Consider the following 13,284-nt stretch of genomic DNA (forward strand, 5'->3'; position numbering starts at 1 on the left):
CCGCCCGGACAAGCGGATCGCCCCTCACGGTGTCGTGAGGGGCGATCCGAAGTCCGGTGGTTCGGCCTGTCCGATCCGGTCGCGGCCGCCGCCGGACGGCTACCGTTCGACGAGGTGGTCCGACAGGAGCGTGGCCGCGTCCGGCGTCGTCGCGCGCAGGACGACCATGCCGGCCACGATCGCCTCGCACAGCCTGTCCCGAAGTTCCGCCATACGCCCGGGGTCCGGCTCGGCGGACGCCAGCGCTCCGGCCTGTGCGCCGGCCTCCGCCAGCAGGCGGAGCTGGACCTCGACCGCGGACTCGCCGGAGCCGGCGCAGCGGTCGGCCAGCCGCGCGTGGAGGCGGTCGATCTGCGCCCACACCCGGGGCTTCCCGACCCGGAGGTGGCCCTCCAACTGCCGGACGTAGTCCTTGAGATCCGGCGGGACCTTCATCCCCTGCACGTCGGGGATCGGCACCAGCCGCAGTTCCTGCCCTTCGCCGAGGACGAGCCGGGCGGGGTCGACGTCGACGATCGCGTGGAAGAAGCGGACGGTGCCCGTGTCCCCCTCGGCACGGACGGGGTCGAAGGGCAGCAGGGCCTCGACGTCCAGGCCGGTCTCCTCCCGGAGTTCCCGGCGGGCGGTCTCGTACGGCGTCTCCCCGCGCTCCGCGTGGCCCCCCGGCACGACCCAGTGGGCCGGCCAGCGGATGTCCGGACGGTCGTCCCTCAGCTGGAGCAGGATCTCGCCGCCGGGGGTGGTGATCATCGCGTCCGCGCTGGTGAAGTCGGCACTCATCGGTCAGGGAGTCCTCTCCGTCACGGGAGCTCTTCGGCCTGAATCGACCAACCGCACGCGGCCGGTCCCCCACGGTCGATACCCCGCGAACGGCCGCCGAGACCTGCGCACCCGGGGCCAGGGCCGGGTGCGGGTTCGTCAACCGCTGGGTTAACGACCGTTGAGGTTTCGGCCGTTGTTCCTCCCCTCGGCGCGAGGCGATGCTTGGTCCGTTCGCAGGACAGACAGGCGAAGGAGCAGTGCAGACATGACCGTTACCACCGCAGGGGGGTGCCGCTCGCGATGAACGTCGTCGCTTCCACGGTGACGCTGAGCGTCACCGATCCGGGTGCCTCCAGCCGGTTCTTCACCACCCACCTCGGCTTCCGGGAGGTGCTGGCGGACGAGGAGTTCGTGGTGCTGGACCGGGACGATGCCGCCCCGGAGGTGCTGGTGCGGCAGCGGGACCTCGAACTGCCGCCCGGGCCCGGACCGGTCGGGGTGCTGATGTCCTTCGCCGTGACCGGCCTCGGCGCCGAGTACGAACGGCTGCGGCGGGAGGGCGCCGACATCACCGTCCCGCTGCGCCGTGAGCCGTGGGGCGAGCAGGTGCTGGAGCTCACCGATCCCAACGGTGTCGTGGTCCGGCTGACGGAGTGGATCCCGCCCGCCGGCTCCTGACCGTCACCTCCGGGGCCGTCACCTCCAGGTCCGTCAGGTGCCTCCGGGGCTCACCCCGGTGTTCGCCGCGAGGATCTCGCGGGCCTGCGTCGCGGTACGACCGAGGCTCTCGGAGATGAAGTCGAGGACGCGGACGATGGTCGCCAGGCGCGCGGCGGCGAGGCTGTCGGCGCCGAGCACACCGAGGCCCTGCCGTGCGGTCTCGACGAGCTGGGCGGTGGAGCGGGCGGCGGTCATCATCGTCCGGTACCAGACGTCGTCGTCGACGGTGTAGCGCTCACGGCGGCGCTCGCCGCGGTCCCGGCGGACGAGGCCCTGGCCGTCGAGGAAGGCGACCGCCTTGGAGACGGAGGCCGGGCTGACCTGGAGGTGCCGGGCGAGTTCGGCCGCGGTGAGGCTGCCGGACTCGGCGAGGGTGAGGCAGGCCAGGACGCGGGCCGTCATCGGGGGCAGGCCCGTGGCCACGAGGACACCGACGAGTGTCTCCTCGTACGCCCGGACGGCTTCGAGGTCGTGTCCTCGGGCGGGCGGGCGCGGCTGCGGTCCTCGGGGCGCGACCCGGCCCCGGCGGCGGGCCCGGCGTTCGGTGGCGCGGTGGGCCAGGTCGGCGTGGTAGCCGGTGGGGCCGCCGTTGCGCATCACCTCACGGGTGACGGTCGAGGTCGGACGGTCGAGGCGCCTGGCGATCTCGGCGTAGGCGAGGCCGCCGGCCAGCCCCAGCGCGATCCGCCGACGTTCCTCCTGAGTGAGCCTGCTTCCCGGCACCGCGGTCCCCCTTCGTGTTCCCCGAGGGACCGAACCTAGCCCCCACCACCCATCCAGTGCAACGACGATCATGCCTTCGTTGCATTAGATTCTCTCTTGTTGCAACGATCATTCCGCTTTCACCTGCCTTGATGCCACCATGACGCAGTCAATGGATTGCAGGATTCACGAAGGCAACGTAGCGTTTCCATAGTCAGAAACACCAACCTTAGGAGAACACCATGCAGAAGTTCCACACCCCGACCCCGGTCTCCGTCGTCCTCGACATCCCCGCCGGACGGTTCCGCCTGACCGCCACCGACCGCACCGATACCACGGTCGAGGTCCTGCCCCTGGACGCCTCGAAGAGCCGCGACGTGAAGGCGGCGGAGCGGACCGGGATCACCTACGCCGACGGCGTGCTGCTGATCGAGGCGCCCCGGCCGACCCGGGTCCTCGGCTCCGCCGGATCGGTCGAGGTGACGGTCGGACTGCCCGCCGGCTCGCACGTCCGGGCGACGGCGGCCGACGCCGAACTCCTCGGCGACGGACGGCTCGGCGATGTCGCCTTCGAGGCCTCGAACGGCACCGTCGAGCTCGACGAGACCGCAAGCGCCCGCCTCGCCCTCCTCGCCGGGGACATCACCGTCGGCCGCCTCGGCGGTCCCGGCGGGATCAGCACCGAGAAGGGCGACATCCGCATCACCGAGGCCGTGCACGGCGTGGTGACGCTGCGGACCGTGTCCGGCGACCTGACCGTCGGCGCCGCCCGCGGGGTCTCCGCCGCCCTCGACGCCGGCACCGCCTCGGGCCGCATCCACAACAGCCTCCGCAACTCCGACGGCGCCCCCGCCCTGACCATCCACGCCACCACCGCCCACGGCGACATCACCGCCCGCAGCCTCTGACGCCCCGCAGCCACACCCGGACACCGCACCCAGGAAGGACCACCACCATGATCACCGCCCAGGACCAGCGGGCCGCGGATCAGCGGGCCGCGGATCAGCTTCTCCCGTGCCCGGCCCGTCCCGGCGGACCCGTCGTCGGCGACCAGGCCGGACCGCAGTGGATCGACGGCGGCGCGCGGTTCTGGTACGCGGTGGGCGACGGCGACGGCCGACGGTTCGTCCTGGTCGATCCGGCGGCGGGCACCCGCGAGCCGGCCTTCGACCACACCCGGCTCGCCGCCGCCCTGACCGCCGCCGCCGGGCGGCCGGTCGACCCCGAGGCCCTGCCGCTCACGGCCGTCCGACCGACCGCGAACGCCGTCGAGTTCGCCGCCCTCGGCGGCTACTGGCGCTGCCGCCTCGACGACTACACCTGCGAGCCGACCGGGTGCCCGCCGTCCGGCAACCCGCTGGAGGTGGTGTCCCCCGACGGGAGGGTCGCGGTCTCCCTGCGGGGCCACGACCTGTGGGCGCGCTCACTGTCCGACGGCCGCCGGTGGGCGCTGACCACCGACGGCACGCCCGACCACCCGTACGGCACCGGACCGTACGGCACCGGCCCGACCGGCAGCGCCGGCACCACCCCGCTGCACGAGCCCGGCCTGCCGCACCTGCCGCCCGCGGTGGTCTGGTCACCCGACTCGACGCGGGTGCTGACGCACCGGACGGACGAGCGCGGCGTCCGACGGACCCACCCGGTGGCGGCACGGCCCACCTTCGGCGGCGAGCCCGCCGTACCCTCCCAGCGGTGCGCCCCCACCGGGGACGGAACCGGGGCGCAGGCCGAACTCGTCGTACTGGACGTCGACAACGGCACCGCGGTCCGCGCGCAGGCCGATCCGCCGCTCGTGCCGCAGCTCTCGCCGGTCGCCACCAAGGGGGCGTGGTGGGCCGAGGACAGCTCGGCGGTCTACTACCTGGCCCGCTCCCGCCACTCGCGCACGCTCTCCCTGCGCGGGCTCGACCCCGCGACCGGCGAGGTCACCACCGTGCTCAGCGAGGTCGGCGACACCGTGGTCGGCCCCGGCCGGTGGCCCCAGGAACCGCCGATCGTGCACGTGCTGACCGACGAGGTGCTCTGGTACTCGGAGCGCGACGGCCGGGGCCACCTCTACCGGTACGACCTGCACACCGGCGTGCTGCTCGGGCAGGTCACCTCCGGGCCCTGGTCGGTGCGGCAGATCCTGCGCGTCGACGAGGCCCGGCGGGTCGTGTACTTCACCGCTGCCGGACGGGTCGAGGAGGACCCGTACCGCCGCACGGTGTGCCGGGCCGCGCTGGACGGCCCCCGCTTCGGATCCGGATCGGGCTTCGGCTTCGGTTTCGGATTCGGCTTCGGCCTCGGTTCCGGCTTCGGTTCCAGCTCCGGCTTCGGCTTCGCCGAACTCACGGACGACGAGCTGGACCACGCCGTCACCGTGGCCGACGGGCAGGAGTACTTCATCGACTCCGCGTCGACCGTCGACACCCCGTCGGTGACCCGGGTCCGCGACTGGACCGGGCGGGTGCTGGTCGAGCTGTCCGCCTGAGTGCCGCGCCACCGAAACGGCGGCCCGCCGCCGACGACGGCCCGCCACACCCGACGGCCTGTCACACCCGACGGCCCGTCACTCCCGGTGGCCCGTCGCACCCGACGGCCCGTCACGCCCGTCGGAGCTTGTGCCGGTCGGCCCAGGCGGCGACGGCGGCGCCGATCGCGCGGGGGTGGTCCTCCGGGGTGTGGTGGCCGGCGACCGCGTCGTGGTGCTCGATCTCCAGCCCGGCGATGTTCTCCGCGCACCAGTCGACGATCGCCGGGCCCATCATCGCGCCGGGACCGGCCTCGAAGGTGAGGAGCAGCTTGGGCACGTCCGCGCTGGCCGCCAACCACCGGTCGTAGGCCGTGATCCTGGCGACGACCTCGGCGGGTTCGCCTCCCAGCGGCATCGAACGCGGCCACTGCAGCAGCGGGCGGCGGCTCTCCCCGGTCGGGTAAGGGGCCCGGTAGACGTCCAGGTCGGCCGGGGCGAGCGGGGTGGCGACGGTGCCGGGCAGCACCTGCTCGATGAAGGCGTTGTCGTCCAGGATCAGGGCCTCGCCGACCCCGGGCGTCCTGATCGCCTCGAACAGCGGGCGACCGCCCTCGGGGAACTCCGCCCAGGTCATCGGCTTGACGATGGTCTCGGTGAACGCGATGCCGCGCACGCGTCCGGGATGCCGGGCGGCCCAGTCGAAGGCGAGCGCGCCGCCCCAGTCGTGCCCGACCAGCACCACCTCGTCCAGACCGAGCGCGTCGAACCAGGCGTCGAGGTAACGGGCGTGGTCGGCGAAGGTGTAGGCGATGTCCGGCTTGCCCGACTCCCCCATGCCGATCAGGTCCGGGGCCAGCAGCCGGCCCGGTCCGCCGACGGCGGGCAGGACGTCCCGCCACAGGTGGGAGGAGGTGGGGTTGCCGTGCAGGAAGACCATCGGCGCACCGGCGCCGGACTCCCGGTGGAACACGGTGGAGTCGAGTACGGGCTGGACGGGCATGGGAGCGGAGCCTCTCAAAAGTGCGGCCGTCGGCGGGAGTTCGCCGGAACGCCGGGCCGGACGGCGAGGTCCCGATTAGCTGGGTACCGTCCCGGATTCCGACGTGGGGAACGCTATGGTCCGCCCCGGTGCGGGTCAATCGATTCGAGGCCGCTGTGGACCGATTCCCCAGGTCACAGCCCTCGAAGTGTTGCAACGGGAATGCCCGCGAATGCACTACCAGGACGGCGGGTCCGGCCGACGACTCCGGCGGCCGTTCTCCGCCGCAGGCAGCGACGCACCGGGGTCCCCGCCGACGTCAGACCGTGCCGAGGTCGCGGACCACCTGTGCGAAGGCCCGGACGAGGTCGTTCTCCGATTCGCCGTGCCACACCGGCCCGTAACCCAGTGGGTCCATGTCGTGGATGGGCAGCCACTCGATGTCCGGGCGGCCCCAGTAGCGGCTCACGTGGACGGGGAAGGGGTTGACGACCTCGCCGTTGCTGACGAGGGTGAAGATCTCGTCGATGTTGTCGACCTTCAGCCCCCGCTCGATCACCCGGCCCTTGGGGGTGTGCGGCGGCGTGTAGGCGTCGCCCCAGTAGTCGGGGAGGCCCTCGCTGAACGTGGTGCGGAAGTCGCCGAGCATCTCCAGACTCGCCGAGGCACGCCCGGCCAGCTCGTGGTCGAGCGACACCGCCAGCACCCTGGTCTCGTCGAACATCCTCGGGCCGGTGACCAGGTCGGGTTCCAGGACGGGGAGCCAGGAGACCAGGATGTCGACGTCCCCGCGGCGCAGCCCCGCGAAGGGATCGACGAAGGGGGCGTGCCGCAGCCTGAGCCCCCACTGGGGGTGGCGGGTGCGGAAGGTCTCCCAGTACGGGCGCAGCTCGTGGGCGTTGGCGGGGATCATGCCGATGCGCAGCACGTCGGTCTTGCCCTGGGCGGCCATCCGGGCCCGCTCCAGACTCTCCTTCAGGCCCCGGTAGATCGGCACCAGGTCCTTCCGCAGCTGCTCCCCGGCGGGCGTCAGCCGAACGTTGCGGCTGTCGCGCTGGAACAGCTCGGCGCCAATGCTGCGCTCCTGCTGCTTGATCGCCTGGCTGACCCGCGCGGTCGACACGTACAGCCGCTGAGCGGTCCGCCCGAAGTGCAGCTCCTCCGCCAGCGTCAGGAAGATCTCGATATCGCGCAGTTCCATGGCTTCCCACCCCGTTGACCAGCCGCTCGACCCCGGCGAGCGCGAGCAAGAGTCGCACGTCGGCGCCCTCGGCCGCAATGCCGGAACGATCTTCGACGCAGCGCCCTCGGCGGTGGACCCGCAGTAGTGGCGCAAGGACGGGTCGGCGGGGTTCGGCCGCGGGGCACGCGGCGCGGCCGGCTCCGGGGCCGTGGGGAGGAAACCAGGTCTTCGCAGGTCAGAGCCGCTCTCCAGTATGATGGCCCCTCACCTGTCGGGAGGGTCTGATGAGCCAGCCGGAGCCATTTGCTCTGGGACCGCTGCTGCGCGCGCACCGCCACGAGGCCGGGTTGACCCTGGAGGAGCTGGCGGAGGGGTCGGGCGTGAGCGGCCGCGCCATCGGGGACATGGAGCGCGGCCACAGCCGCGGCCCCCAGGCCCGCACCGTCCAGGCCCTCGCCGTCGCCCTGGGGCTCACCCGAGCCGCCACCGAGGAGCTACTGGGCGCCGCCCGCGCGGGTCGGCGACGCCACCAGGCCGCCGCCGCGCCCGGCCTCTGCGACCTGCCGCCCGCGGTACCCGACTTCACCGGCCGCGAGACCGAGACCGCCTGGCTCGGACGGAGCATCACCGCCCAGGCGGGTCCGCCCGTCTCGATCGTCTCCGGCACACCCGGTCTGGGCAAGACCGCCCTGGTGGTGCACGCCGGGGCGCAGCAGGCCGGCCGGTTTGCGGACGGCTGCTTCTTCGTCGACCTGCGCGGTCTGGACGCCGAACCCGTCGTGCCGCACGACGCCCTGGCGCGCTTGCTGCGGGCCCTGGGTGTCCGCGAACGCGACCTGCCGGCCGAGACGGACGAGCGCCGGGTGCTCTACCGGCGCCTGATGGGGGAACGGGAGGCCCTCGTCGTCCTGGACAACGCCGCCCACGAGGCCCAGGTGCGCGCCCTGCTGCCCGGTCCGGGTCCGAGCAGGCTCTGGGTGACCAGCCGCCGCACGCTCGCCGGGATCGAGCACGCGCGGCGGCTCGTCCTGGCGCCGCTGCCCACCGGCGCCGCGACCGCGCTCCTCGGCGCGATCCTCGCGCAGCGCGAGGAAGAGAAGGATCCGGCGGCCGGTACGGACGGCGCCGACCCGGCGGTGCTCTCGCGGATCGCCGAGCTGTGCGGACACCTGCCGCTGGCGCTGCGCATCGCGGGCACTCGGCTGCTGAGCCGGCCCGCGTGGAGCGCGCGCGGCTTCGCCGAGCGACTCGGGGACGAGGATCTGCGCCTCCAGCGCCTGACCGCGGGGGACCTGCGGATCCGCTCGGCGTTCCGGCTCTCCTACGAACAGCTCGCCGAACCGGTGCGCCGCCTGTTCCGTCGGCTGGCGCTCGTCCCGGGCCCGGACTTCGACCCGGGGGCGGGCGCCGCCCTCACCGGCCTGGGACCGGACCTTGTCGAGGAGATGCTCGACGAGCTCCTCGACCTCGGCCTGCTCGGCCACACCGCCACCGACCGGTTGCTGTTCCACGACCTTCTGCGGCTCTACGCCCGCGAACGGCTGCAGGAGGAGGAGAGCGCCCAGGAGCGCGCCGCCGCCGAGGCCGCGCTGCACCGTTGGCTGCTCGACACGGCGGCGGCCGCCGGCCAGTGGTTCCAACCCGGCCCCCCGCCGTCCGACCTTGCGACGAGCGACGGGGCGAGGCCGGCCGGCGGGCCGGCCTCGGCGCGGGCCGCGCAGACCTGGCTGGAGGCCGAGAGCGCCAACTGGCTCGCCGCACTGCGCTCCGCGGCCGCGGCCAGGCGCCATGCCGAGGTGGTGCGGACGGCGGAGTCCATGCACTGGTTCTCCGATCGCTGGACCAACTGGGGCCACTGGCCGACGGTCTTCGGGCTGTCCCGGACGGCAGCCCATGCGCTGGGCGACGACGTCCTGGCGGCGACCCATGCCAACTACCTGGCCTGGGCGGTGCACTACTGCTCGCACCAGCCCCGCGAGTCGTCGGCGATAGCGGAGCAGGCGGCGGAACTCGCCCGCCGGGGCGGGGACGCCACCCAGGAGGCCTGGGCGCACTTCTACGCGGCGGCTGCCGCGGTCCGGCTGGGCGAGCCGGACGAGGCGGTCGGCCGGGCCCGGCGGGCGGCGGAGCTGTTCGCGACGGCGGGCGACCGCGAGGGGCACCCGCAGGCGCTGCTGGCCCTGGCCTCCGCCCAGGCCCGCACGGGCAGCCACGGGGACGCTGTGGCCACCACCGACGCCATCCTCGACCTGCTCGCCGACCCGGCCACCGCGCCGGCCGCGCACATCGGCGACTTCACCCGGACGAACGCGCTCGCCCAGAAGGGGCGGGCACTGCTGGCGCTCGGTCGGCCGCGGGAAGCCGAACACATCTACGCCGACGCACGCCAGGTGGGCGCCCGGGTCGGGGTGCCGCTGCTCCGGGCCATCGCCGCGCTCGGGCAGGCGCGGGCGCTGGCGGAGCTGGAGGAGCGCGAACGCGCCGTCGGGGCCGCGCGGGAGGCCAGGGCGTTCGCCGAGACCGCCGGGGACCCGGCCCGGCTGGCCGAGGCGACCGCCCTGCTGACCGAGCTGGCGGCCGCTGAGGACTGACCCGACCGGTCCGGCCCGCACAGCACCGTCGGTCGGCCCGGCCCGGCCCGGCCCGCACAGCACCGACCGACCGGTTCGGCGCGTCCGGTGCCGCCCGACCGGTTCGGCCCGTCCCGGCGGCGCCGCGCCACCGCCGGTGACGGCGGGTCAGTCCACCGCCCCGGGCCGGGTCGCACCGACCGGCCCGGCCGGGCCCGGCACGTCCGGCCAGGTGTGCGGTTCCCGGGCGCCCGCCTGCCACTCCCTCGGAGCGACCCCGTAGGCGGCCCGGAACACCCGGCTGAAGTGGCTGGTGCTCACGAACCCCCAGCGCTTGGCGACGGCCGCCACCGTGGCCGGCCGGGCCGACGGCCGGGCCAGCTCCCGCCGGCACATCTCCAGGCGCCGCCGCTGGATCCAGCGGCCCACGGTGACACCCTCGTACTGGTAGAGCTTGTGGAGGTAGCGCACCGAGAAGTGATGGGCGGCCGCGATCCGCTCCGGGGTGAGAGCGGGATCGTCGAGCCGCCGGAGGATGTACTCCTTCGTCCGGGCGATGGTGGCGCGCACCTCCTCGGGCACCGGTCGGGCCGTCCGCCGCCGGTGTTCGTGGGCGAGGACGGCGAGCAGGTCCTGGGCCGTGGTGACGAGCCGGGCGGCCACGTGCGGGTCCAGCGAGCCCACCGGCCCGGCCAGCCGCCCCAGATAGGCGGCCACCAGCGCCGCCGTCCCGCTGTCCGTCCCGAAGGACTTCCCGGACAGCTCCAGCAGATCGTCCTCGGACAGTCCGGCGGCGGCCTCCCGGGACCAGTGGAAGGCCGTGCCGGAGAAGTCCTCCGACACCTCCAGGACGACCGGCCGACCGGCCCGGGCGACCGCGAACGCGCCCGGCCGCAGCGACAGCCGGCTTCCGTCCAGAAGCAGCGCGGCCGTGCCGTGCTGGGGCAGCACCACGGTGACGGGTTCCTCCCGGCCGCACAGCACGACGGTGCGGCCGAGCGCGGCCGGCCGTGGTCCGGCGACGATCGAGGAGATCCGCAACGGGCCGAGCCGGTGGCCCGCGACGCTCGCGACGTAGGGAACGGCCCGGGGCGACAGGGCGGACGGCGCGCCGGGTGACGGCGGGGCGAGGGTGAGGACAGACATCGGTGCTCCTGCGGCGGCCGCCGGACGGTGTCCGGGAAGGGCCGTGTTCTGACGTGAGGTGAGGGTCGGGCGCGGGGCAGCGCCGGCCCGGTGCCCGGGACGACGCCCCGGTCCGCCGGCGAGCCGCTGCGGCCCGCACCCTCATCCCACCGCGCCGGGTAACGCGTGACCAGGAAGAACAACAGGAGGAACTGCGCCTCCGCCCCGCTGTCGCGGGCGCGCCGGGCCCACCGGTTGCGGGGCGAGGAAGGCGGACGGTTCGGCGCCGGCCGTCGGGGGCGCGCAGGCGGGGCCGTACGACGCACCCGGGCGGACGCACCACGGCCGCCGAGCACCGGGTGACCGCGACCGGCGGGCGCGCGGCCGCTACCGCTACCAGAGGTGGCGGTGCAGGGCGAGGTGCAGGGTGTCCACGGCCTGGACGAGGGCCGCGCGGGCCGAGGCGGTGCGGCAGTGGGAGTCGAGCAGCACGAAGCCGTGCACGACACCCTGGTAGCGGGTGGACACGACCGGCACTCCGGCCCTCCGTAGCCGGGCCGCGTAGGCCTCGCCCTCGTCCCGCAGGACGTCCGCCTCCGCGGTGATCACCAGGGCCGGCGGCAGCCCGGTGAGTTCGTCCAGGCCGGCGCGCAGCGGCGCGGCGTCGGCCCTGGTGCGGTCGGCCGGGTCGGGCAGGTAGGCGTCCCAGTAGCGGCGCATGTCCGCCCGGTGGAGGAAGTACCCCTCGGCGAAGTCACGGTAGGACGGGGTGTCGAAGTCCGCGTCGGTGACCGGGCAGAGCAGTACCTGGTGGAGCAGCCGGGCTCCACCGCGCCGGCGCAGGAGCAGGGTCAGGGCCGCGACCAGGTTGGCGCCCGCCGAGTCCCCGGCCGCGGCGATCCGGCTCCCGTCGAGCCCGATCTCGTGCCCGTGCGCGGCGATCCAGCACGCCACGGCGTAGCACTGCTCGACGGCGACCGGGAACCGGGCGGCGGGGGGCCGGCCGTAGTCGACGAACACCACGGCGGCGTCGGCGCCCACGGCGAACTCGCGCAGCAGGTGGCGGTAGCTGTCGGCGTCGCCCAGCGCCCAGCCGAGGCCGTGCAGGAAGAGGACGACCGGGGCCGGCCGGGCGGCGTCGACCGGCCGGACCACCTGGATCCGGACGTGTCCGGCCGGGGTCGGCAGCGCCAGCCAGCCGGCGACCGTGTCCTGGTGGGCGTCCGACGGGTGCGGGTCGGCCAGGAAAGAGAGATCCAGGGGCACGGTCTCGCCGTTCGCCGCGTCCGGCCGGCGGGCGCGGGCGGCCAGGAAGCCCCTGAGGCCGCCGTCCAGGACCGGGCCCCGGCGGTCGGAGGTGGTGCTGTCGGACACGGGTGCGCTCCTGGCGTAGTGGCCGGTCGGGCCGGAATTCCGCTCGTCCCCCGCGGCGGGCGTCAACCACTGTGGCCGTTCCACTGTGGTCCCGCGGGCACAGCCACGAGCCGGGGTACTGCCACCGTGCCCGCTACCCGGGCCGGCCCGGGTAGCGGAGCGCCCGGGGTCGGCCGCTCGCCACCCTAGGCAGCGGCCGCCGCGGAACAGTGCCGAGAGGGAACCGGAGTCGGCCCCACCGCGCACGGCCGTCCCGGCTCGCCACCGTCAGGCCGCTCCGGCTCGCCGTGCCCGCCACTCGCGCGGGGACGTGCCGTACGCGGCCCGGAAGGCCCGGCTGAAGTGCGCGGGGTTGACGAACCCCCAGCGCTGGGCGACGGCCGAGACCGTCGGCGCGGTGCGGCCTCGCCGGCCGAGCTCCCGGGCGCACTCCTCCAGGCGGCGACGCTGGATCAGCCGGCCCACCGTCACCCCCTCGCCCTCGAAGAGCCGGTGCAGGTACCGCACCGAGATGCGGTGGGCATCGGCGATGCTCTGCGGGGTCAGCCCGGGGTCGCCGAGGTGGCGGTCGACATGTTCCCGAACCGACCGGACGAGGTGGGCACTCGCGTCGTCGGGGGCGGCGGTCGGCCGGCCGGCCAGTTCGGCGACGAGGGTGACGACGAGATCGGCGACGCTGCCGGCCAGCAGGTCGCCGACGGCCGGCGGGTAGCCGGGCGCGGCGTCGGCGAGGGTGTCGAGGAACGGGAGCAGTACGGCCCCGAGGCTCTCCCGCGAGGTGACGGCGTACCCGGTCACCCGGCGGATCTCCGCCTCCGGCACACCGAGCAGCCGGTGCGGCAGGTGGAACACGTGGGAGCGGAAGCGCTGCGGGTAGTCCACGGAGTAGGGCCGCCCGAGGTCGTACAGCACGAGGTCGCCGGCCGCCATCTCGGCCCTGCGGCCGTCCTGGGTCAGCACGGCCCGGCCGGACACCTGGATGCCCACCGCCACCTGGGCCTCCGCCTCGGGTGTGCGGGCGATCAGGCCCGGAGTGCGGGAGAGCCGCGTCGCGTCCGCCTCCAGTGTGGACACCCGCAGGCTGCCCAGTCGGTGCGAGTCCAGCCGGCCGTCGAACGGGCCGTCGGCGAGCGGCACCACCTCCACCGGCGCGAGGGCGGAGGACACCGCCCGACCCCAGTGCACCGCCTTCTCCACGTCCGGCACCGTAGCTGTCGTGACCCGCAGGTTCACCGGGCAGCCCCTTTCTCTCGACATGCGCGGCCGGAGCCCCGCACGACCAGCCTGCTCCGGGGAGCGCGGGGTCGCCTAGGTCATCTGACTGTCGCGCTGCCGGGTACGGGCGACCGTGCGCCGTCAGGCACGACGGAGTGCACGACGAGCACAGTGGGCGGCGTCGGCACCGGCACCG

General features: G+C 74.6%; 11 protein-coding genes. 4 read left to right on the top strand and 7 right to left on the bottom strand.

The window, feature by feature from the left end; all coding sequences use genetic code 11:
- Positions 1 to 99: 99 nt before the first annotated feature.
- Positions 100 to 780, bottom strand: a complete 681-nt coding sequence (locus ACW14Y_RS01255) for an NUDIX domain-containing protein (protein ID WP_456985561.1) — start codon at positions 778 to 780, stop codon at positions 100 to 102.
- A 282-nt stretch (positions 781 to 1,062) separates the two neighbouring features.
- On the opposite strand from ACW14Y_RS01255, the gene ACW14Y_RS01260 reads away from it, so the two are divergent.
- The gene (locus tag ACW14Y_RS01260; protein WP_380389636.1) at positions 1,063 to 1,440 is read left to right on the top strand and encodes a VOC family protein; all 378 of its coding nucleotides are present in this window, start codon (positions 1,063 to 1,065) and stop codon (positions 1,438 to 1,440) included.
- Positions 1,441 to 1,473: 33 nt separating this feature from the next.
- Here ACW14Y_RS01260 and ACW14Y_RS01265 read toward each other — a convergent pair whose 3' ends face one another.
- On the bottom strand, positions 1,474 to 2,205 hold the full coding sequence (locus ACW14Y_RS01265; protein WP_456985562.1) for a helix-turn-helix domain-containing protein: 732 nt from the start codon (positions 2,203 to 2,205) through the stop codon (positions 1,474 to 1,476).
- A gap of 221 nt (positions 2,206 to 2,426) precedes the next feature.
- Here ACW14Y_RS01265 and ACW14Y_RS01270 point away from each other — a divergent pair, with 221 nt between their 5' ends.
- On the top strand, positions 2,427 to 3,092 hold the full coding sequence (locus tag ACW14Y_RS01270) for a DUF4097 family beta strand repeat-containing protein (protein ID WP_456985563.1): 666 nt from the start codon (positions 2,427 to 2,429) through the stop codon (positions 3,090 to 3,092).
- Positions 3,093 to 3,139: 47 nt separating this feature from the next.
- Positions 3,140 to 4,660 (top strand): DPP IV N-terminal domain-containing protein, encoded by a 1,521-nt coding sequence (locus tag ACW14Y_RS01275; RefSeq protein ID WP_456985564.1) that lies wholly within the window; start codon positions 3,140 to 3,142, stop codon positions 4,658 to 4,660.
- Positions 4,661 to 4,772: 112 nt separating this feature from the next.
- Here the strand turns inward: ACW14Y_RS01275 and ACW14Y_RS01280 are convergent, their stop codons facing one another.
- Both ACW14Y_RS01280 and ACW14Y_RS01285 read right to left on the bottom strand, forming a co-directional pair.
- Complete coding sequence (locus ACW14Y_RS01280) at positions 4,773 to 5,642, bottom strand: haloalkane dehalogenase (RefSeq protein WP_456985565.1); 870 nt, start codon at positions 5,640 to 5,642, stop codon at positions 4,773 to 4,775.
- Positions 5,643 to 5,940: 298 nt separating this feature from the next.
- Complete coding sequence (locus ACW14Y_RS01285; RefSeq protein ID WP_380306096.1) at positions 5,941 to 6,822, bottom strand: LysR family transcriptional regulator; 882 nt, start codon at positions 6,820 to 6,822, stop codon at positions 5,941 to 5,943.
- A 266-nt stretch (positions 6,823 to 7,088) separates the two neighbouring features.
- Here ACW14Y_RS01285 and ACW14Y_RS01290 point away from each other — a divergent pair, with 266 nt between their 5' ends.
- Positions 7,089 to 9,395, top strand: a complete 2,307-nt coding sequence (locus tag ACW14Y_RS01290) for a helix-turn-helix domain-containing protein (RefSeq protein WP_456985566.1) — start codon at positions 7,089 to 7,091, stop codon at positions 9,393 to 9,395.
- A gap of 147 nt (positions 9,396 to 9,542) precedes the next feature.
- On the opposite strand, the gene ACW14Y_RS01295 is transcribed toward ACW14Y_RS01290, so the two are convergent.
- From ACW14Y_RS01295 to ACW14Y_RS01305, 3 genes are all read right to left on the bottom strand, one after another.
- Positions 9,543 to 10,520 carry a helix-turn-helix domain-containing protein gene (locus tag ACW14Y_RS01295; protein WP_456985567.1) on the bottom strand — a complete coding sequence of 326 codons (978 nt, stop codon included), beginning with the start codon at positions 10,518 to 10,520 and terminating at the stop codon, positions 9,543 to 9,545.
- A 372-nt stretch (positions 10,521 to 10,892) separates the two neighbouring features.
- Positions 10,893 to 11,873, bottom strand: coding sequence for an alpha/beta hydrolase (locus tag ACW14Y_RS01300; RefSeq protein WP_456985568.1), 981 nt, complete (start codon positions 11,871 to 11,873; stop codon positions 10,893 to 10,895).
- Positions 11,874 to 12,140: 267 nt separating this feature from the next.
- Entirely contained in the window at positions 12,141 to 13,106 is a 966-nt protein-coding gene (locus ACW14Y_RS01305; RefSeq protein WP_380389649.1) for an AraC-like ligand-binding domain-containing protein, read from the bottom strand.
- Positions 13,107 to 13,284: the final 178 nt, after the last annotated feature.

The sequence above is a fragment of the Kitasatospora sp. cg17-2 genome, assembly GCF_054031055.1.